This window comes from Allobosea sp. MMO-172, assembly GCF_037147855.1.
Classification (GTDB): Bacteria; Pseudomonadota; Alphaproteobacteria; order Rhizobiales; family Beijerinckiaceae; genus Allobosea.
The window spans coordinates 100,702-120,616 of record NZ_JBBCUM010000007.1 but is presented as its reverse complement, the minus strand read 5'-3'; the positions used below and the strand labels follow the sequence as shown (position 1 = coordinate 120,616).

At 67.3% G+C, this 19,915-nt stretch carries 18 protein-coding genes; 9 read left to right on the top strand and 9 right to left on the bottom strand.

Annotated elements, in window-relative coordinates; all coding sequences use genetic code 11:
* Nucleotides 1–12: 12 nt before the first annotated feature.
* The 3 genes from WFK61_RS12555 to WFK61_RS12545 are packed head-to-tail and all read right to left on the bottom strand — an operon-like array spanning nucleotide 13 to nucleotide 3,844.
* A complete protein-coding gene (locus tag WFK61_RS12555) occupies nucleotides 13–1,149 on the bottom strand; it encodes a M20/M25/M40 family metallo-hydrolase (RefSeq protein ID WP_336812085.1) in 1,137 nt (378 codons plus the stop codon).
* An 11-nt stretch (nucleotides 1,150–1,160) separates the two neighbouring features.
* The gene (locus WFK61_RS12550) at nucleotides 1,161–2,321 is read right to left on the bottom strand and encodes a M20 aminoacylase family protein (protein ID WP_336812083.1); all 1,161 of its coding nucleotides are present in this window, start codon (nucleotides 2,319–2,321) and stop codon (nucleotides 1,161–1,163) included.
* 23 nt (nucleotides 2,322–2,344) lie between these two features.
* The gene (locus tag WFK61_RS12545; RefSeq protein ID WP_336812081.1) at nucleotides 2,345–3,844 is read right to left on the bottom strand and encodes a M81 family metallopeptidase; all 1,500 of its coding nucleotides are present in this window, start codon (nucleotides 3,842–3,844) and stop codon (nucleotides 2,345–2,347) included.
* Between the two features lie 282 nt (nucleotides 3,845–4,126).
* On the opposite strand from WFK61_RS12545, the gene WFK61_RS12540 reads away from it, so the two are divergent.
* Nucleotides 4,127–4,306, top strand: a complete 180-nt coding sequence (locus WFK61_RS12540) for a hypothetical protein (RefSeq protein ID WP_336812079.1) — start codon at nucleotides 4,127–4,129, stop codon at nucleotides 4,304–4,306.
* On the opposite strand, the gene WFK61_RS12535 is transcribed toward WFK61_RS12540, so the two are convergent.
* The gene (locus WFK61_RS12535; RefSeq protein ID WP_336812077.1) at nucleotides 4,303–5,193 is read right to left on the bottom strand and encodes a LysR family transcriptional regulator; all 891 of its coding nucleotides are present in this window, start codon (nucleotides 5,191–5,193) and stop codon (nucleotides 4,303–4,305) included. The genes WFK61_RS12540 and WFK61_RS12535 overlap by 4 nt on opposite strands.
* 128 nt (nucleotides 5,194–5,321) lie before the next feature.
* Here WFK61_RS12535 and WFK61_RS12530 point away from each other — a divergent pair, with 128 nt between their 5' ends.
* From WFK61_RS12530 to WFK61_RS12505, 6 genes are all read left to right on the top strand, one after another.
* On the top strand, nucleotides 5,322–6,323 hold the full coding sequence (locus WFK61_RS12530) for a hydroxyacid dehydrogenase (RefSeq protein ID WP_336812075.1): 1,002 nt from the start codon (nucleotides 5,322–5,324) through the stop codon (nucleotides 6,321–6,323).
* A gap of 50 nt (nucleotides 6,324–6,373) precedes the next feature.
* Nucleotides 6,374–7,342 carry a Bug family tripartite tricarboxylate transporter substrate binding protein gene (locus WFK61_RS12525; protein WP_336812074.1) on the top strand — a complete coding sequence of 323 codons (969 nt, stop codon included), beginning with the start codon at nucleotides 6,374–6,376 and terminating at the stop codon, nucleotides 7,340–7,342.
* A 129-nt stretch (nucleotides 7,343–7,471) separates the two neighbouring features.
* A complete protein-coding gene (locus WFK61_RS12520; RefSeq protein ID WP_336812072.1) occupies nucleotides 7,472–7,927 on the top strand; it encodes a tripartite tricarboxylate transporter TctB family protein in 456 nt (151 codons plus the stop codon).
* A 3-nt stretch (nucleotides 7,928–7,930) separates the two neighbouring features.
* Nucleotides 7,931–9,445: a tripartite tricarboxylate transporter permease gene (locus tag WFK61_RS12515; RefSeq protein ID WP_336812070.1), complete on the top strand. Its 1,515-nt coding sequence runs from the start codon at nucleotides 7,931–7,933 to the stop codon at nucleotides 9,443–9,445.
* Nucleotides 9,446–9,541: 96 nt separating this feature from the next.
* A complete protein-coding gene (locus WFK61_RS12510) occupies nucleotides 9,542–10,216 on the top strand; it encodes an RraA family protein (RefSeq protein ID WP_336812068.1) in 675 nt (224 codons plus the stop codon).
* A gap of 264 nt (nucleotides 10,217–10,480) precedes the next feature.
* Nucleotides 10,481–11,140 carry a Crp/Fnr family transcriptional regulator gene (locus tag WFK61_RS12505; protein WP_336812066.1) on the top strand — a complete coding sequence of 220 codons (660 nt, stop codon included), beginning with the start codon at nucleotides 10,481–10,483 and terminating at the stop codon, nucleotides 11,138–11,140.
* On the opposite strand, the gene WFK61_RS12500 is transcribed toward WFK61_RS12505, so the two are convergent.
* The 4 genes from WFK61_RS12500 to WFK61_RS12485 all read right to left on the bottom strand — a co-directional run bounded on the left by WFK61_RS12500 (nucleotide 11,137) and on the right by WFK61_RS12485 (nucleotide 15,510).
* A complete protein-coding gene (locus WFK61_RS12500) occupies nucleotides 11,137–12,879 on the bottom strand; it encodes a cache domain-containing protein (RefSeq protein WP_336812064.1) in 1,743 nt (580 codons plus the stop codon). The two genes, WFK61_RS12505 and WFK61_RS12500, sit on opposite strands and share 4 nt — an antisense overlap.
* A gap of 32 nt (nucleotides 12,880–12,911) precedes the next feature.
* Entirely contained in the window at nucleotides 12,912–13,922 is a 1,011-nt protein-coding gene (locus WFK61_RS12495) for an ABC transporter substrate-binding protein (protein WP_336812354.1), read from the bottom strand.
* Nucleotides 13,923–14,209: 287 nt separating this feature from the next.
* Nucleotides 14,210–15,052, bottom strand: a complete 843-nt coding sequence (locus tag WFK61_RS12490; protein ID WP_336812062.1) for a class I SAM-dependent methyltransferase — start codon at nucleotides 15,050–15,052, stop codon at nucleotides 14,210–14,212.
* 92 nt (nucleotides 15,053–15,144) lie between these two features.
* Nucleotides 15,145–15,510 (bottom strand): DUF1127 domain-containing protein, encoded by a 366-nt coding sequence (locus WFK61_RS12485; protein ID WP_336812060.1) that lies wholly within the window; start codon nucleotides 15,508–15,510, stop codon nucleotides 15,145–15,147.
* 746 nt (nucleotides 15,511–16,256) lie between these two features.
* Between WFK61_RS12485 and WFK61_RS12480 the strand changes: the two genes are divergently transcribed.
* Both WFK61_RS12480 and WFK61_RS12475 read left to right on the top strand, forming a co-directional pair.
* Entirely contained in the window at nucleotides 16,257–17,360 is a 1,104-nt protein-coding gene (locus WFK61_RS12480; RefSeq protein WP_336812058.1) for an LLM class flavin-dependent oxidoreductase, read from the top strand.
* Nucleotides 17,361–17,429: 69 nt separating this feature from the next.
* Nucleotides 17,430–18,743: an NtaA/DmoA family FMN-dependent monooxygenase gene (locus WFK61_RS12475; protein ID WP_336812056.1), complete on the top strand. Its 1,314-nt coding sequence runs from the start codon at nucleotides 17,430–17,432 to the stop codon at nucleotides 18,741–18,743.
* Between the two features lie 46 nt (nucleotides 18,744–18,789).
* Here WFK61_RS12475 and WFK61_RS12470 read toward each other — a convergent pair whose 3' ends face one another.
* Nucleotides 18,790–19,815, bottom strand: coding sequence for an ABC transporter substrate-binding protein (locus tag WFK61_RS12470; protein WP_336812054.1), 1,026 nt, complete (start codon nucleotides 19,813–19,815; stop codon nucleotides 18,790–18,792).
* Nucleotides 19,816–19,915 lie beyond the last annotated feature (100 nt).

Here is a 19,915-nt window from a genome sequence, read left to right as displayed (position 1 = left end):
AGGCGATCGGGCTCAGCCCGGGAGCCGGGCGAGCAAGCCGGCGATCAACCGCGCCCGCCGCGCGAGGCTATCCACCTCGATATGCTCTTCCAGCGTGTGATAGCCGGCGCCGAGCAGGCCGAGGCCGTCGAGCGAGGGAATTCCGGCCGCGCCTGTGAAATTGGCGTCGGAGCCGCCGCCGGCGGAAGCATGGCCGAGCTCCCAGCCGAGTTCCGCGGCGATGCCGCGCGCCTGCCGGTAGAGCGCCATCGTGCCCTCGTCAGGCTCCCAGACCGGGCGGGTGACGCCGCGCTCGACTGTGAAGCCGGTGCCGTCGGTCTCGCGCTGCGACAGGGCGAGCATGCGCTCGACGCCGCGGTCGAGATCCTGCTGGCGCTTGGCCATGCTGAGCGCCTCGGCCCGGCAGGATGTCGGAACGCAATTGACCCATTGCCCGCCCTGGATCACGCCGACCGAGAAGGTGCAGTCCTCGTCGGTCATCGCCTCGATGGCGAGAAGCTGCCGGGCCATCAGGCTGATGGCGGAGCGGCCGTCCTTCAGGCGGGAGCCCGCATGGCTCGGCCGGCCCTCGGCGGCGAGGTTGAAGCGAGCGATGGCGTAGCGCCCGGTGACGACGCCGTCGCCGGGCTGGCCGGGCTCCGGCACCAGCACGTAGCGCTGGCGGCGGGCCTCCTCCATGATCAATTCGCGCGTGCCGGGGCTGCCGATCTCCTCGTCCGAGGTGTAGAGCACCGTGACCGGCAGTGGCGTCGCGACCCCGGCCTTGGCCAAGGCCACGATGGCCTGGAGCCCGGCATAGGCGCCGCCCTTCATGTCGAGGATGCCCGGCCCATAGCAGCGGGCCCCGTCGCGGCGGAAAGGCAGCTTCGCCAGCGTCCCGACCGGATGCACCGTGTCGAGATGCGACATCACGAGAATGCCGGGCTCGCCCTGCCGCGGATGCGGGAAGGTCGCGCGCACGCAGTCGCCCAGCCCCTTCGGCCCGGGGATGCGGGTGATGCTGGCTCCGGCTGCCGCAGTGTCGGCAGCGGCAACGTCCATCATCCGGTTGACGGCGGCCGGGTCGAAGGTCGGGCTCTCGCACTCGATCCAGGGGCGCAAGCCCGCGAGCATGGCCTCGGTGTCGAGCGGCAGGCGGGCGAGATCCATCGTGTCGGCCCTCAGGCGGCGGCGCGGGTTTCGACGAGCCGGGCGAGCAGGCTGGCGCCGACCGGCAGGATGCCGTCATCGAGGACATAGGCCGGGTTGTGCACCGGCACCGTGCCGGCATGGCCGACCCAGGCATAGGCGCCGGGCACGACGCGCAGCATGTCGGCGAAATCCTCGCTGCCCATCAAGGGCTTGACCTCGGTCAGAACGCCGTCGCTGCCTACGATCTCGGCGGCGACCTCGACCACGGCCTGCGTCTGCGCCTCGTGATTGACCAGCACGTCGAAGATGTTGCGGATATCGACCTCGATGGTGACGCCGAAGCTCGCCGCCGTGCCGGCCGCGATCTCGCGCATGCGCTCGCGGACGAGCGCGCCGACCGCCGGCGAGAAGGTGCGGATCGTGCCGGCGAGAACGGCCTCCTCGGGGATGACGTTATAGGCCGAGCCGGCATGGACCTGCGTGATCGAGAGCACGGCGGCCTCGCGCGGATCGGCATTGCGGCTGACGATGGTCTGCAGCGCATTGGCGAGGCTCATCGCCACTACGATCGGGTCGCGCCCCATATGCGGCATGGCGCCATGGCTGCCGCGGCCGGTGATCTTGATGTCGAAGAAATCGGCGCCGGCCATGGCAGGTCCCGGGAAGATCGAGATCTGGCCGGGGTCGAGATCGGGCGAATTGTGCAAGCCGTAGATCTCGTCGCAGGGGAAGCGCTCGAACAGCTTCTCGGCGATCATGCTGCGCGCGCCGCCGAGCCCTTCCTCGGCCGGCTGGAAGACGAAGACCGCCGTGCCCTTGAAGCCGCGGTTCTCGGCGAGATAGCGCGCGGCGCCGAGCAGCATGGTGGTATGCCCGTCATGGCCGCAGGCATGCATCTTGCCGGCGACGGTGGAGCGCCAGGGCAGGTTGGTGATCTCCTGGATCGGCAGCGCGTCCATGTCGGCGCGCAGGCCGATGCGCCGGCCGGGCCCGCCGGTGCCGTGCAGGATGCCGATCACGCCGGTCTTGCCGATGCCGCGATGGACCTCGATGCCCCAGGCGGCGAGCTTCTCCGCGACGATGTTCGAGGTCCTGACCTCCTCGAAGCCGATCTCTGGATGGGCGTGGAGATCGCGGCGGATGGCGACGAGCTCGTCCGTGAAGGACAGGATCTCAGGCAGGGCGGGCATGGCTACTCCAGATATCGGGTGGTTCAGGCGAAGGGCTGGCCGAGGGGCGAGGTGCGCAGGCCCGGCCGCAACCGGCGCCAGGGCAGGGCGGCGGGATCGACCGGCATCGGCCCCGGCGCGGCGCAGACGAGGATCGTCTCGGCGATCGGCTCGAAATCGGCGCGGAAATGCACCGAGCTCTTGTTGACCAGGATGGCCTGCTCGGTCGGCTCGATGCCGACCTGACGGTACATCGCCTGATCGGCCATCTGCGCCTTGCGCGAGCCGACGACGATGCGGACATCGCCGATGCGCAGGCAGGCGCTCGGTCCCAGATTCATGCGCGAGCCCCCGTAGAACGGGCCCGGAGCGACGAAGCGCCCATCTGACAGCTTCTCGACCAGAAAGTCGCCGGCAAGGGGTCCGTCACCGGGGATGCCGGATTTCGCGCCGAGCGCGAGCGAGATCGTCGCGCCTTCGCCGGCGGCATGGGCAGCCTCGGCCGCAGCCGCGTCGACGATGACGCCGATGGCGGCGCGTCTGGCGCCGCCCTGCACCAGCGCGCGTGCCATGCCCATCGTGTCGGAATCGCCGCCGGCGCCGGGATTGTCTTGCGTGTCGGAGATGACGACGGGCTTGGTCGCGTTGGCGGCCAGCCGCATCGCCTCCGCGACGCCCTCCTCGGGCGAGAAGACCCGGCCCTTGAAGGCGGCCTCGCTGGCCATGACGCGGGCGAGGACGGCGTCGGCCGCCCGGTCGGCATCGGCCTGCGTCGCGCCATAGGCCAGCACGGTCGCACCGCAATCGGGGAAATCCGCCGCCGGGAAGCCGGGCAGGAAGGAGAGCGTCGGCACGGCCGGGCCTTCGAGCGCGGCAAGCTCGGCATAGATGGTGCGGCAGGGCTCCATCGCCGTCGCCTGCCAGGCGATCGGGATGAGATAGGGCACCTGGCGGAAGGCCTTGGCAGGTCGGGTCGCGGTGTCGACGAGCTGGGCCAGAACCGCGGCAGCGCGGCTGCCGGTCAGGGCCATGTCGACATGCGGATAGGTCCGGAAGGCGACGAGCGCATCGGCCATCGCCACCATCTGCGGCGTGACATTGCCATGCAGATCGAGGCTGACGACCAGGGGTATCTCCGGCCCGATCGCATCGCGGACGCGCCGCAGCAATTCGCCTTCGCCATCGTCGTGGTTCTCGGCGACCATCGCGCCGTGCAGGTCGAGATAGACGCCGTCCAGCGGCAGTGCCGCAGCAATGCGCTCGACCAGTTCGCCGGCGATGGCTTCGAAGGTCTCGGCAGTGACATGGGCCGAGGGGCTTGCGGCGCACCACAGCGTCGGCACGAGTTCCCAATCCTGCCCACGGGCGCTGTCGACGAAGCCGGCGGCGCTGACATTGACGTTCTTCACGGCGGCGAAGATCGCTTCGCCGCGCGCCAGCGGCGGCCAGCCGCCACCTTGCAGGAAGGCTTCCATCCCGGCCGGGCTGGGCGCGAACGTATTGGTCTCGTGAAGAAATCCGCCAAATGCGATCCGGCGCGGCATCCGCTCTCTCCCAGTTTGCCGCCGAGGTAATCACAGGCCGCCACGCGCTCCAAGGCGCAAAAGCGCCGTGCCGGCCATGGCGAAATGGCGGGGCTGCATGATATCGCCGTGGCCGAGCATCGGGCTTCGAGCGGGGGCTTGTCGCAGGGAGTACCGACAAGTCGGGTTCTGTGGCCAACAAGGCAGCGAGCCGGTCGTTGACCTCGCTACAGGTCGGCCAAATTCCGGGCATTGCTGCTATAGATAAGAGCCTCGAGTGTCCGCACGCTGCAGGAGTGGATTGTGACTGAGCGCTTTGAACGGCACCGCCAACCCTGGACCTCCGAGGAGCTTCAGAAGCTGAAACTGCTCGCGGGAAAGGGCATGGCCCTGAAGGCGATTGCGAAAGCAATGACCCGTAGCGAAGAGTCCATCAAGGCTCGCGCAAAGCTCGATGGCATCGGTATCGCCAAGCTCCGCTAAAGCGGGCCGAGATCGCGCACGATCAGGTTGTAGAGCGCCTGCGCGGCCGGGGTCAGCGTCTCGCCGCGCCGCCGGACCAGCGAGACCGGCCGGTCGACGATCGGGTCCACCAGCGGAATCTGCGCGAGATCGGGGCGCAGGTTCTCCACGAGCGACTCTACCAGGATGGCGATGCCCAGTCCTTCCGAAGCCAGCCCGATCGCGCTTGAAAAGTACTCGACCACGAACTTGGTCTTCACCTCGATGCCGGAGCGCGAGAGCTGCGCCTCCATCAGCAGGCGGTTGCCGCTGCTGCCGCCGAGGGTGATGAGGTCCTGGCCGGCAAGGTCCGCCCAGGCGATGGTCTCGCGCCCGGCGAGGGGATGGTCGTTGCGGCAATAGACGACGAAGGGATCGCGGACGAGGATCTCGTTGTGCAGGTCCTGCTGGTTCGGCGGCTGCACATGCAGGCCGAACTCGGCCTGGCGCCGGCGCACCGCCTCGATGACGAGCGTACTGGTCCGGTCGAGGATTTCGACGCGGTTGTTCGGATGCCGCGTGGCGTAGCTGCGCAGGATGCGCGGCAGGCGCCCATACATCAGCGAGGGGACCGAGGCGATCGTGATGTCGCCGGTCGAGAAGCGCGACATCGTCTTCAGTCGCTCGAACGAGCGGTCGACGGCATCGACCATGCGCTGGGCTTCCGGCAGGAACTCGCGGCCGATGCTCGTCAGCGCGACGGTGCGGGTCGTCCGGTCGATCAGCTTGAGGCCGACATGGGCTTCCAGGCGCTGGATGCGCCGCGTCAGGCCAGTCTGCGTGACATGCAGCTTCTCGGCCGCCTTGTTGAAGCTTCCGAGCTCCGCGATCTGGATAAAGGCCTCGATGCCGTCGATCGGATGCTTCATGACAAAAGATCATTGATATATGTCATTATTTCAGCATACGAGCATAGCTTCCCCGGTCAATAGTGTTCCCCGAAAGGCGCCCAACCGTTGCGAAGCGGGATGCGAGGCTGCCGTGAGGAAACGCAGAGATGACCGATACCAGTGCCCGCACCCGCGGCAGGCGCGTGCTCGTCACGCATGACCGTTTGGCCGACAGCGCCATCCAGCTTCTCAACGCGCATGACGTCGACGTGTTCTTCTCGCCGGCCTATGCGCCGAGCGAGCAGGTGGCGCAGCGTGCAGCCGAATTGCAGGTCGATGCGCTGATCGTCCGCCAGGGCCGCGTCGACGAGGCCATCATCGCCGCTTCCCCGCGTCTCAAGGTCATCGCCAAGCACGGCGTCGGCGTCGACAATATCGACCTGCAGGCAGCCGCTGCGCGCGACATCCCGGTCATCCGTGCCATGGGCTCGAACTCGCGCGCCGTCGCCGAGCACACCATCGCGCTGGCTCTGACCCTGCTGAAGGACATCCCGCGCCTCGACATCGCCGTGAAGGCCGGCACCTGGCCGAAGCCGAGCTTCATCGGACGCGACATCGCCGGCACCGTGATCGGCCTCGTCGGCTTCGGCTCGATCGGCCAGCATGTCGCCCGGATGGCGCAGGGGCTCGGCATGACCGTGCTCTTGCACGACCCCCATGCCCGCGCGGCGATCGCGCAGTTCGGTGCGGATTGCGAACGCGATCTCGACAGCCTCGTGGCGGAAGCCGACATCATCAGTCTGCATTGCCCGTTGACCAACGCCACGCGCGATCTGCTGGATGCGCGCCGCTTCGGCCTGATGAAGCCGAGCGCCCTCGTCGTGAATACGGCGCGCGGCGCCCTGATCAACGAGGCGGCGCTGGCCGCCGCGCTGCTCGAAGACCGGATCGCCGGTGCGGGTCTCGACAGTTTCGCGGTCGAGCCGCCGGCTCCGGACAGCCCGCTCTGGGCGCTGCCCAACCTGATCGCCACCCCGCATATCGCCGGCGTGACCGCGGGATCGGCCAAGACCATGGCCGAGATCGCCGCCCGGCACGTCATCGCCGTGCTCGACGGCGAGGAACCGGATGCGGCGAGCCTCGCGAGGCTCGCCGAACTCGCAGCCTGAAGATCCGGGCCATAAACCGGACAACCAATAAGCAAACGGGAGGAACGACTATGAGGATTGTCTACAAGGCGCTCGCCGCACTGGCTCTGTCGGCGCTCGCGACGACGGCATCCGCTCAGCAATATCCGGAGAAGCCGATCCGCCTCGTCATTCCGTTTCCGCCGGGCGGCGGTACCGACGTCGTTGCGCGCGTCATCGCTCAGAAACTCGGCGAGAGCACGGGCTGGACGCTGGTGGCCGACAACAAGCCGGGCAGCGGCGGCAGCGTCGGCCTGAGCCTCGCCGGCAAGGCAGCCCCGGACGGCTACACCATCGTCCTCGCCCAGAACGCCAACCTCGTCATCAACCCGATCCTCGGCAAGGCCAATTACGACCCGATCAAGGATTTCGCGCCGATCGGCCTCGTCGCCTCCGCGCCGCAGGTCCTGGTCGTCGCCAAGGATTCGCCGATCAAGACGGTCGAAGACCTGATCGCCGCCGCCAAGGCCAAGGACGGCAAGCTCACCTTCGCCTCGCCGGGGGTCGGGACCAGTTCGCATCTGGCAGGCGAACTCATCCAGCAGATCGCGGGCGTGAAATTCCGCCACGTTCCCTACAAGGGCGCGGCCCAGGCGCTGCCGGATCTGCTCGGCGGACGCGTCGAGATCTACATTTCCTCGGTGCCCTCCGCGATGGTGCAGATCAAGGAAGGCGTGCTGCGCCCGATCGCGGTCTTCGCGACCAAGCGCGACGCCGACCTGCCGGATGTCCCGACCTTCGAGGAGAAGGGCCTGAAGAACTCTGAGGCCGTGACCTGGTGGGGTCTGGCGGCTCCGGCGGGCGTGCCCGCGCCGATCGTCGCGCGGATCAACACCGAGCTCAACAAGGTGCTGCAGCAGCCTGACACCAAAGCCAAGCTGCGCTCGGCCGGCGCCGAGGCGCTCGGTGGCAGCAGTGACGAGTTCGGCGCGCTGATCAAGTCCGACGTGCCGAAATGGACCGCGGTCATCAAGGCGGCCGATGTGAAGGTCGCCGACTGAGCCGATGACTGAAGCGCCGGGACGCCGCCCCTGAAGCCGGTGGTGTCGCGGGGCTGCGCATCCATCCCCAAAAGTCTGTGTCCCGGCGGCGCCAAGCCGCGCCGCCCGGCATCACGACGGATATCGGCCATGAAAACCAGCATCTTCAAGAACCAGGACGCGCTTGCCGGCCTGCTGTTCATGGGGTTAGGCGCGCTCGGCTTCGCGATCGCGCTCGGCTACAAGTTCGGCACGACGATCGACATGGGCCCGGGCTATTTCCCGCGTATCCTCAGCCTCGTCCTGATCGGCTTCGGCATCGTAACCTTCCTCAAGGGGCTACGCAGCTGCATGCCCGTCGAGGGCGGCTGGGCCTGGCTGCCGCTCCTGCTGCTCAGTGCCTCGCTCCTGCTCTTCGGCTTCCTGCTCGAACGTGTCGGCCTCGTGCCGGCACTCGCGGCCCTGTTCTTCGTCTCGGCCCGTGCCGGCTACGAGTTCAAGGCGCTGGAGGTGCTCGTCCTGACGATGGTGATGTCGGTCTTCGCCGCCGTCGTCTTCATCTGGGGCCTGAAGCTGCCCTACAGCCTCTTCGCCTGGAATTTCTGAGCCATGGAGATCATCGATCACTTCGTGCTCGGCTTCGGCGTCGCCCTGTCGCTGCAGAACCTGGCCTATTGCTTCCTCGGCGTGCTGCTCGGCACCCTGATCGGCGTGCTGCCGGGCGTCGGCCCGCTGGTGACGATCTCGATGCTGCTGCCGGTGACCTTCGGCCTGCCGCCGGTTTCCGCCGTCATCATGCTCTCCGGCATCTATTACGGTGCCCAATATGGCGGCTCGACCACGGCGATCCTGGTCAATCTGCCCGGTGAGACTTCGTCGGCCGTGACCTGCCTCGACGGCTACCAGATGGCGCGCCGCGGCCGGGCCGGCGCCGCGCTTGCGATCGCCGCGCTGTCCTCCTTCGTCGCCGGCTGCATCGGCACGCTGCTGATCGTCGCGCTCGGCGTGCCGCTCGCCTCCTGGGCGCTGCGCTTCGGCGCCGAGGATTATTTCGCCCTGATGGTGCTTGGCCTCATCGCGGCTTCGGTGCTGAGCCATGGCGACATGGTCAAGGCGCTCGCCATGGTCGTGGTCGGCCTGCTGATCGGCCTCGTCGGCACGGACGTGAACTCGGGCGTCGAGCGCTACACCTTCGGCCTGCCCGAGCTCGCCGACGGCATCGGCTTCACCGTGCTCGCGGTCGGCATCTTCGCGATCTCCGAGGTCGTCATCAACCTCGAACAGAAAGAGGCGCGCGAGGTCTTCACCCGCAATGTCGGCGGCCTGATGCCGAGCTGGAGCGACCTGAAAGCCTCGTTCCTGCCGACCCTGCGCGGCACCGCCATCGGCGCCTTCTTCGGCATTCTGCCGGGTACCGGTCCCTCGATCTCCTCCTTCTCCTCCTACATGCTGGAGAAGAAGCTGGCGAAGGACCCGTCCCGCTTCGGTCAGGGCGCGATCGAGGGCGTCGCAGCGCCGGAAGCCGCCAATAACGCCGCGGCGCAGACCGCCTTCATCCCGACGCTGACGCTCGGCATTCCCGGCAGCGCGACCATGGCGCTGATCCTCGGCGCGCTGATCATGAACGGCGTCCAGCCAGGCCCGACCGTGATGGCGCGCAACCCCGAGCTGTTCTGGGGCGTCATCGCCAGCATGTTCATCGGCAATGCCCTGCTCGTCGCCCTGAACCTGCCGCTGGTCGGCCTCTGGGTGCGCCTGCTCAGCATTCCCTATCGCTGGCTGTTCCCGGCGATCGTGATGTTCTGCGCGCTCGGCAATTACAGCCTCAACAACAGCGCGATCGACGTCTATCTCTGCGCGGCGATCGGCGTGCTCGGCTATGTGCTGGCCAAGCTGAAATGCCCGCCGGCCCCGCTGGTGCTGGGCTATGTGCTCGGTCCGATGATGGAAGAGAATATCCGCCGGGCGCTGCTCCTGTCGGAAGGCGATCTCTCGATCTTCCTGAAGAGCCCGATCAGCCTGACCTTCCTCACCCTCTCGCTGCTGCTGCTCGTCAGCATGGCCCTGCCTGCCATCCGCCGCGGCAAGGCCCGCGTCGACCAGGAGGAGGCCGGCGCGACCTGAGCGCGCCGGCACGCACCCTTCACAGACCATCACTCTCCCAACCGCTGCGCCGCCCGGTTCGCCGCGCCGGCCAGCCATGACAGCCAAGGACCTCCCATGATCGGATTTCGCATCCTCAAGCGCCGCCGCCAGGTCGATGCCGGCCTCGTCGAGCGCTTCCGCACGGTCCCGGTCGCTAATGTCAGCGATTCCATGTCGCGCATGACCGCCGGCGGCGCCTCGCTGCGGCCGATGCACCGGGGCGGCGTGATGGCTGGCCCGGCGCTCACCGTGAAGACGCGGCCGGGCGACAACCTGATGATCCACAAGGCGCTCGACCTTGCCGCGCCCGGCGATGTCGTCGCCGTCGATGGCGGCGGGGACCTCACCAATGCCCTGATCGGCGAATTGATGATCGCCCATGCCCGCACGCGCGGCATCGCCGGCATCGTGCTCCATGGCGCCGTGCGCGATTCAGCCTGGATCCGCGAGAACGACCTGCCGATCTATGCCGCCGGCATCAGCCATCGCGGCCCCTACAAGGACGGGCCCGGCGAGATCAACGTCCCGATCGCGATCGAGGGCATGGTGATCGAGCCCGGCGATCTCGTCATCGGCGACGACGACGGCATCCTCTGCGTCCCCTTCGATCATGCCGAGACGGTCTATGCCGCCGCGCACAAGAAGCATGCGATGGAAGAGAAGAAGATGCAGGCGATCGAGCAGGGGAAGGACGATCGCAGCTGGATCGACGCCACGCTCACGCGCCTGGGCTGCGCCGTGGAGGCTTGATCGCTGCGAAACATTGCGTTCGGTCGATCAATCTCATGTCCCGGTTGAGACCGGACTGGCGCAGGCCGCGACCCGCCACGCGCGAACGTGTTGTGACAGACCAGGCCATTCGGCATTGTCTTGCTCCGCTTGCGATCTCCCGTGCTGGTCGCAAGCGGAGGCGTGGCCTGTCGCCCTGGCTTCTGCACCGTCCCGGTCTGCTGAAGCTGCGGTGGTCTGGTCCGAATTCTGAGGCTTCCGATGAATGATGTCTCTCATCGCATCGTGAGCATTCTGACCGCAAACCCGTTCTTTGCGGGCTTCGAGCGGGATGCGCTTGAGAAGATTGCGGCCGTCTGCCGGCAACGGCACCTGGCCGCACGGGAGGTTCTGTTCCTCAAGGGCGATCCGGGCGACGGTCTCTATGCGATCCGGCGGGGCCTGATCCGCATCGGAACCGTGGATGATCTCGGGCAGCAGATGACGATCAACGTCCTGGGCGGTGGCGACGTCTTCGGTGAGATCACCTTGCTCGACGGCCGGTCCCGCACAGCCGACGCGGTGGCGATGGAGGACACCCACACCTTCTTCCTGCCGCGGCAGGACTTCCTGAGCCTGCTCAAGCGCGAACCGCCGATCGCGCTGCACTTGATCGAACTCCTCTGCGCGCGATTGCGCGATGTCATCGGTCGCCTGGAGGAGACCACGTTTCTTCCGTCCGCCATCCGGCTCGCGCGGCGCATTCTCGTGCTCGCCGCCGATTACGGCACGGATGTCCGCGCGTCCCAGGAGGAGCTGGCGTCCCTCACCGGCGTGACGCGCGAAACGGTCAATCGCCATCTCCAGTCCTGGAAGCGCACCGGTGTCATCTCGTTGGGGCGAGGGCGGTTGCTGATCCGGGATATCGACGACCTCAGGCGTTTGGCGAAGATCGACGCTGCCTAGAGCTGCTCGGCCGCTGGCTCGCCTGCCGCGAAAACGCGGACGGGCTGGTCGAAACCCTTCAGGACACGCGCATCCAGTTCGACGAGAGGCACGCAACCCTCGACCGCCTCCGCAGCGACCATGTCGATCAGCACCTCGGTATTGCGCGCGCTGGCACAGATGCGCGCTGCGAGATTCACCACACTTCCGATCGCCGTGTATTCGAGCCGGCCCTCGGAACCGATCCGCCCGACCGTCGCGAGCCCCATCGCGAGCCCGATCCCGAAACCAAGCCGGAGGCCCGGCATTTGCCGATCACGCAGGAGGAGCTGGACGCTCTTCTGCATGTCCTGCGCCATCCGGATCGCGCACAAGGCAGGGTCCGGGCAGGGCACGGGCGCGTTGATCAGCACCATCATGCCGTCGCCGGAGAAATGCGTCAGCGTGGCGCCGTGCTCGATCACGACCCTGTCCAGGGCATCGTAATAGTCGCTCAGGAGACGCATCACGACCTCGGGCTCGGAGCGCGCCGAAAAGGCGGTGAAGCCCCGCAGATCGCCAAAGACGACCACCACCTCGATGCGCCGGCCGTCGAGCACGCTGTCGTCGCCCGACTGGTCGATCAGCTCGGCCACCTGCGGCGCGAGAAACCGCTTGAGCCGGCCGATCCGCTCGGAGCGCTCCTGCGACACCGCCAGATCGCCGGCCATCTCGTTGAAGCGCGTCGCCAGCCGCTCGAATTCATCGCCGGTGGGGATGTCGATCCGGTGGTCGAACTGGCCGGCTCCGATCCGTGCCACGCCGTCTTCCAGGATGCGGATCGGCTCGATCATGCGCTGGGTGAGCCAGTAGGCCAGCGCCGCGGCGAGGCCGGAACCGATGACGAGGACGGCACCCGTCCGCCACAGGGCCGCGTAGATCGGCGCGAAGGCCTCGGCGACCGGTTGCTTGACGACGACGCTCCAGTCGACCCCCGGTATCGGCGCCATTGCGGCGAGAACCGTATGGCCGTCGAGATCGCGCCCCGCGGTCGCCTGGCCGCGTTGCGCCGCTAGGCGCGCTCTGAGGATCTGGAGTGGCCGTATCGTGGCCTGGTCGGCTCTGAGAACCAGGCTGATGTCGGGATGGGCGATCAGGCGCCCCGGCTGGTCCAGAACGAACGCTTCCCCGGTCCGCCCGACCCGGATTGCCGATATGACATCCCAGATGAGCTTGAGATTGACCTCGGCGACCGCCACGCCGACCGCGGAGCGGTTGCCGGCTACGGCAATGGTCAGAAAGGGCTCCGAGCCGGCATGGAAGGTCACCGGTCCATACCAGACGCCGCCGGGACCGATCGCCTTGAGGGCCGGGTTGAGCGTGTGGTCGGCGCCACTCTCGACCCTGTTGAGCCCCATGCGGGAGACGAACACGCGCTCGCGGCCGGTGGCATCGACAAGGGTCAGGTTCACCACGGCGGGCACCTGGCGCAACAGCCGGAACGCGTCGAGCCGGTGCCTTTCGCCGGCGCTGTCGGACCAGGGCAGCTGAACCGTCCATGCCAGCTGATCGCGGATCCCGTCCAGGAAGTCCTGGATTTTCGCAGCCGCCGATCGGGCCTCCGCTTCGAGAAGGTCGTTCAGCCTGGCCTTCTGGTCGCGGTGGCCGAACCAGGCTTCGCTGCCGCCGGCGACAAGCAGGGGCACGACGACGGCCGCGAACAGCGCGAGGAAATACTTCGCGAAAAGAGAGCTCCGTGGGGTGGGGGGCGATTGCGTCACCGTGACAGCTCATGCGCCGGCTTTCCGGCAGGTTACTCGATCACCACGTCGGCACTGCTCAGGATCGAGGGCGGCATGGTCAGCCCGAGCTGTCCGGCCGCCTTCAGATTGACGAACAGCTCGACCTTCGTCACGCGCTGGACCGGCAGGTCGGAAGGCTTCTCCCCCTTGATGATCCGGCCGGCATAGATCCCGGTATGGCGGTGCGACTGCCGGAAGTCGCCGCCATAGCTCATCAGGCCGCCCGCATTCGGGAAATCCCGCGCCTGGGTGATGGCCGGCATGGTGTGACGCATCGCCAGCTCGGCGAGGCGGCGGCTTCGGTAGGCGAAATAGGGGTCGGAGGTGAAGACCAGTCCGGGCAGCTTCATCTCGGCGGCGGCTGCGAACAGCCTCTCCAGTTCCGGCTCGCTGCTGGCATTGAGCAGGCGCAGCTCCAGCCCAAGCCTGCTCGCGGCAGCTTCCAGATTGCGCGACTGCGAGCCGGAGGTCGGGCTTGCCGGGTTGACGGCGACGGCGAAGGTCCTGGCGGCCGGGAACAGCTCGCTCATGAACTCCAGCCGCTTCAGCGAGACTTCCACGCTCAGGCTGCTCACGCCGGTGAGGTTGCCGCCGGGTCGGGACAGGCTAGCGACCATGCCCAAGGCGACCGGATCGCCACCCATCTCGAAGACGATCGGGATCGTCTTGCTCGCCGATCGCGCGGCGAGCGCGACCTCCGCGCCTCCTGGCGCGACCATGACGGTGACCTGGCGCTCCGCCAGATCCATCGCGAGCGCCGGCAGCCGGCTGTACTGGCCCTCGGCCCAGCGAAAATCGATCGTGACATTGCGGCCGTCGACATAGCCCGCTTCTGCCAGGCCCTCGGCAAAGGCGGCGAGGCGGCTGCCATAGGGTTCGGGGGATTCCGAGCCGAGATAGCCGATGACCGGCATGGCTTTTGGCTGCGCTCGCGCGGCGACGGTCGATGCCGCCATGGCACCGAGCAGCGCGATCGTCTCGCGCCGCGTCGTCGGGACGGTCCGGCGCAAGGAGCAGGGCATGAGACGCACGGCCGTTCCCCTTCCGACCGGGAGTGGCGGAAGCCCGGAAAGCGCCGAACCTGCACCGATGCCCTTATATCATGCGGGTTGAGCCGTGTCGCGAAACGGATCCGTGGTTGGTCTGGTCGAGGCGAGGGACGCATCGACACGCGAAAACGGGCGCGCTGCAGCAGGCCGTGGCCTGTTGCAGCGCAGGGGCAACATGGTCGCAGGTTGCCGTTCGCGCGGGCGGGCAGCTCAGTACGCGGTGGGGGGCCGGGCACCGGGGCGAGCCGGCGTGATCGAACTCAGTTCAGCCCGCGCGTGATGACGATCTCGAGATAGCTGCTCGGCACGGCGACGGTCGCATCGCCCGATCGGTTGAACTGGCCGACCAGCGCCATCAGGTCCTTGGTCAAAGCTGCCCCGGCCTGCGGGTCCAGCGCGGCGAAGACCTTGAGCACCGGTCCGTAGTAGCTGCGGAAGACCTGGAGCCAATGATCCGGCGAGCGATAGCGAAAGACGAAATCGCGCCGCCTCGTCTGGATCGAGGTGCCTGCCGAGCCGAACAGCTCCGTCAGGCGCTCCTCTGTTCCCCAGAGCGCGGGCGAACGCAGCCCGGCAGCGGGCGGGACGTATGCTCCGATCGTCTTGAAGAGCTGGCCGATGAAGCCGTCCGGCGTCCAGTTGGCCATGCCGATCTTGCCGCCATGCCTGCAGACCCGCAGCAGCTCGGACGCCGCACGCTCCTGATCGGGCGTGAACATCACCCCGAAGGTCGACAGGACCGCGTCGAATTCGCCGTCCGCGAAAGGCAGGGCCTCGGCATCGGCTTCGCGGAACGAGATATCGAGCCGCTCGGCGGCCGCACGCTCGCGGCCACGCTCCAGCAAGGCGGCGACATAGTCCGTGCTGGTGACGTCGCACCAGCGGCGCGCCGCGGCGAGGCTGGCATTGCCGTTGCCGGCGGCGACATCGAGCACAATCTGGCCGGCGCGCAGATCAAGCGCCTCGCAGAGGCGTTCTCCGACGATCTGCAAGGTCGTTCCGACGACGGCGTAGTCGCCGGACGACCAGGCGCCGTGCTGCCGGAGCTTGATCGCTTCGTGATCGACCTTCTGCGCGATATCGCCCTGAAACATGGTGGACATGGGACATTCTTCCTTTGAGGTTCGCTTGGCAGGTTCTGGTGAAGGGGGTGGGGCACGACGCGTCGGGGGGCCACGCGCCGTGCAGCGGCCGGTCACGGCCGCGGATGAGGGCGCCGAACGGCGAACTCGATCTCCGAACGGGTGATGCCGATATCCTTCAGCATCCTGTCGTCGAGTTCCGACAGCGCCTTGGCAGCCTGGCGCAGCTCCGCCTTGTCGCGCACCCTGCGCAGCCGCTCCGACAGCGCCTCGATCAGCCTCGTCGTCAGCGGGCGCCGCGCGGGCTTCTGGTGAGGCGGGAGGAAGGGGCCGTGAACCTCGTAGAGGAACTGCTCCCCGAAGATCTGTCCGACCGCCATGCGCCCGATCAGCCGATCGAACATCGACTTGGCGCGAGGCCGCAGCATGTCGGTCAGGTCGTCGATATCGTGAAAGAAGTCGCTTCTCAGCGCATGCATCGTGCCGCTCCATTGCTGTGTCCGCCGCCTCATCGGGCGGTGTGGCGGCGTTATGGCGGCTCTGGGGGCGCATCGTCTGTGAGGTGCCGCACACAGCCGCGGGGAGGCGGCGCGCGCTGACATCGTCATCGATGCTGCGGACGGAGCAGCTCGCCAGCGATCCTCGCTCGGATGGCCGTCTGGCGATGCGTGATGACGACAATGCCACTGCGCTCGCGGATGCCGAGCATAGTTCGGCTTGGACGCCAGAGCATTATCGCGCGTGCTGGACCATCGTCGCGCGATGAGTGGCCAGATATGCCGGAGGCGATACAGGCTTTCGAGCCAATGGCCTCAACGCTCGGGTCGAGCGGCGTTGACCTTGCCATGAGGGCTGCGGATGATGGCGAGGCCGGCAAGCCATTCGCGGCTAACGATCGCGTGAGTTATGCCCGCCGGGTGCTGGATCAGGGATTCCGTGCCCAGGACACCGCGAGGCGCGGCGTGAAGCGGAGTTGTCCCTGGCCGAAATCCTTGTCGACCAGATATTCGTAGAGATTCACCAGCGCCGACTCGGTGCTGTTATTGCCGTGATTGGCCGGATCGAGCGGCAGGATGTCTTTGCCCTGTGCGATGGTCAGCGTTTGTGCCGCCGAGGATTAAACAACTACATCGGCGATTAAATAAAGAAATACCTCTTCTTCCTGCGGGAGGGGGCATCCTCGTAAGTTGTGGCTGTCGGTTATCTCAATCGAGCCCCAATCTTAATGACAGATGCCTGCGAATTCCTCTGGTACATACCGAACGATGTGAAGCCCGGTCACCGCGGCGATTCTGCCACGGGTGACCATAACAGCTTCGACGCCCTGACCAGCCATGCGCTGGCGCTTGAGCGCTTCGGATGGAAGGGCGCCCTTATCGGCACGGGCTGGGGGCGGCCGGACACATTCACCGTCGCAGCCTCGCTCGCCGCCCGGACCAGGACGTTCGAGCCGCTGATCGCGATCCGCCCCGGTTATTGGCGGCCCGCCAATCTCGCCTCGGCCGCCGCGACGCTCGACCACCTGAGCGGCGGGCGCGTCCGCATCAACATCGTGTCGGGGCAGGACGACTTTGCGGCCTATGGCGATGAGGAAGGCGACCAGGCCCAGCGCTATGCACGAACCCGCGAGTTCATGCAGCTTGTCCGCCGGCTCTGGACCGAGGAGAAGGTCAACTTCCGCGGCACGTATTTCTCCGTCTCGAATGCGACCGTTCAACCTCGCCCGCAGCAGCGAAACGGCAGAGTTCACCCCAAGCTCTATTTCGGCGGCGCGTCGGAAGCGGCGGAGCGTGTGGCCGCGACCGAGGCCGACGTTCAACTGTTCTGGGGCGAGCCGCTCGCCGACATCGCGCAGCGGATCGAGCGCCTCCGGTCGTTGAGCGACGAGCTCGGCCGCGAACTCGCGCCGCTTGAGTTCGGGCTGCGCATCACGACGCTGGTCCGGGACACGACTGAGCAGGCCTGGGCCGATGCCGAGGCCAAGGTCGCGGCGATGGCGGAAAATAACGGAACAGGCTGGCACGACCACCAGAACTTCGTCGCCACCGGCCAGCGGCGGCTGCTCGACCTGGCCACGCGCGGCAAGGTGCTGGACGGCAATCTTTACACCGCGCCGGGCAAGGTCGGCGGCGGCGGCGCGGGGACGACCTGGCTCGTCGGTTCGGCCACGGATGTCGCGAGATCGCTGAAGAAATATCGCGACCTCGGGATCACCCAATTCATCTTGTCCGACACGCCCTATCTCGCCGAGATCGAGCGCCAGGGCCTGAAACTGCTGCCTCTGCTGCGCGACGAGCGAATGCCGGCTCAGGCGCGTCCGGCGCCTTGAGCGGCGCCGGAAGCACGACAGCCGAAGCAACCTCCGCTGCCAACCGAATTCCAGAAGAAGGACATTGCCATGTCGTCATCGCGTCGCCGTCTCAAGACCCTGATGGGCGCCTCCAACGTGATCGCCGCTGCGAACGATGCCGACCCGGCCACGGGTGCGAAACGAGCAGCAGAATTCGCCCGCAGGGCCGAGACCGAGAAGATCACCGGGCTCTTCACTGCCGACCTGCTGCAGATCGACCCGGCCGGCCTCGCCGGCACGGCCGGGGTGCAGGATCCACTGATTGCGCTCGCCGCCCTGAGCCAGGTCACGTCGCATATCGGCCTCGTCGCGACGGTTTCGACGACCTTTCACCATCCCTACAATCTGGCGCGCCTGATCGGCACGCTGGACCATGCCAGCGGCGGCCGTGCCGCCTGGAACGCGGTCACCTCCTCGGTCGGCGAGGAGAATTTTGGGGCAGCGCTGCTCAGCCCCGAGGATCGTTACGCCCGCGCCGCGGAATTCATCGAGATCGTGAACGCCCTGTACGATGCGAATGAGAGGGACGCCGTCACCCGCAAGGCCTCCGGCGCGCTCGCGCTCGACCCCGCGAAATTCCATCGCGTCGACTATCGCGGTCGGCACTTCACCGTTCAGGGACCGTTGAACGTGCCCCCTCTGCCGCAGGGCCGCCCCGTGCAGTTTCAGGCCGGCCAGTCCGAAGCAGGCATCACTGTCGGCGCGCGTTATGCCGAGGTGGTCTACACCTCGCAGCCGAAGCTGGAAGGCGCGATCGCGTTCGTGACCGAGCTGCGGCGCCGCGCCAAAAGCTTCGGGCGCGGCGACAACCTGCCCTTCGTGATGAATTCGTTCCACTCGGTCATCGGCGAATCCGATGCGGATGTCGCCCGGCGCCTGAAGGAAAAGCACGAGCGCATCGATTATGAGCTCGGCCGCCTCAAGCTCGCCGACATGCTCGGTGGCGATATCGACCTTTCGGGGTTGCCGCTCGACAAGCCGCTGCCCGACAGCCTGTTGCCCGAGGTCACCGACACCAACCGGCGCCGTGGACGTGTCGAGATATTCAGCCGCTACGCGAAGCAGGGCCTGACGCTTCGCGAACTGATCATCGAGGCGCAGGAGACCGGCCATTGGTCGGTCGCGGGCACGCCCGAACAATTGGCCGACGCGATCGAGGAGCGCTTCCGTGCCGGCGTGCTGGATGTCCTCACGCTCCACGGGCTCGGCAATCCCGACCAGGAGGACCTTCTCCTGAACGGTCTCCTGCCGGAATTGCGCCGGCGGGCACTGATCGACACCGACTATGTCGGGGGCGATTTCCGCTCCAACCTCGAGCTGCCTCCACTGGCGCCGCCTGCAGCGCTGGCCCGCATCGCCTAGGGCCAGCAAGATCTCCGATGGGAGGCAAGCACCTCCCATCGCGTTGTCAGCGCCCGAGCGGCGTGCGAATGCCGCGCTCGTAGGCGGCTTGATCGAAGAGCCCATCCAGTGGCGGCGCCTTCTGGAAATCGCCGAGCTCGACCTGATAGGCGAGCAGCGCCTCGGTCGCCTGCCGGATCTTGGCGGGATCGTTGACGAAGCTTACGGCCGGCGACACCAAAGCATTGGCGATGGTCGTCTCGGAGACGAGGTCGCCACCAAGCGCGGCGAGGACGAACGGGGCGGCCTTCTTCGGGTCGCTGCGAACCAGCTCTGTCGCGCGCTGGAACAGCGCGACGAAGCGATCCGCCACATCCGGGCGGGTCTTCTGAAGTTCGCCCGAGGCCGCCGCCACGACACCGGGAATGTTCGGAAACATGTCGGGCGAATTCACGATGCGCTTGATCCGCAGGTCGCGCTCCGGAACCAGCGTGGCCGAGGGCTCCAGCAGGGTGCCGCCGTCGATGGCGCCGGTCAGCATGGCCTGCTGCACCACCTCGATGCCCATATTGACGATCTCGACATCGGCGCGGTCGACATGGCCGACCTTCCAGAGCCAGTGATGCAGCGCGACGGTCGGGACGCCTCCCGGTGGGAGCGTACCCAACTTCGCCTTGCGGCCGGCTGCAGAGCGGAACGCAGCAAAGGCCTTTGCAGGATCGTTGCCATTGTCGGAAAACGCCTTGGCGAGGGTGGGGCCCGCGAGGAAGGCCGTGCCGCCGACAGCGCCGGCAGCAATGACCGACGCCGCGAGACCGCGAGACCGGGCAACCGCGACCGGAGCGACGCCGATCACCAAGATGTCGATGGTGCCCGAGGCGAAGGCCTGGATCGCGTTAGGGCCGGAATCGAACTTGCTCAGCTTCAGGTCGAGGCCCGCGTCCTTCGCCGACCCGTTACCGGCGAGGACAAACAGCGCGCTCGCCCCGATGACCGGCACATAGCCGACTCGCAGCACCGCGCTCTGCGCAAGGGCGGGCCTGATGCCCGCAGCCGCGGCCGTGGCGAGCAACGTCCTGCGATCGATCATCATGCCAAAGCCCCTTTGCCAGTTTAGGACCGGATCGAGCCGGTCGGGGCGCGTTATGACACCGGCGCTGGGGAGAATGGATCTCTATATCCGCCGATAAAGA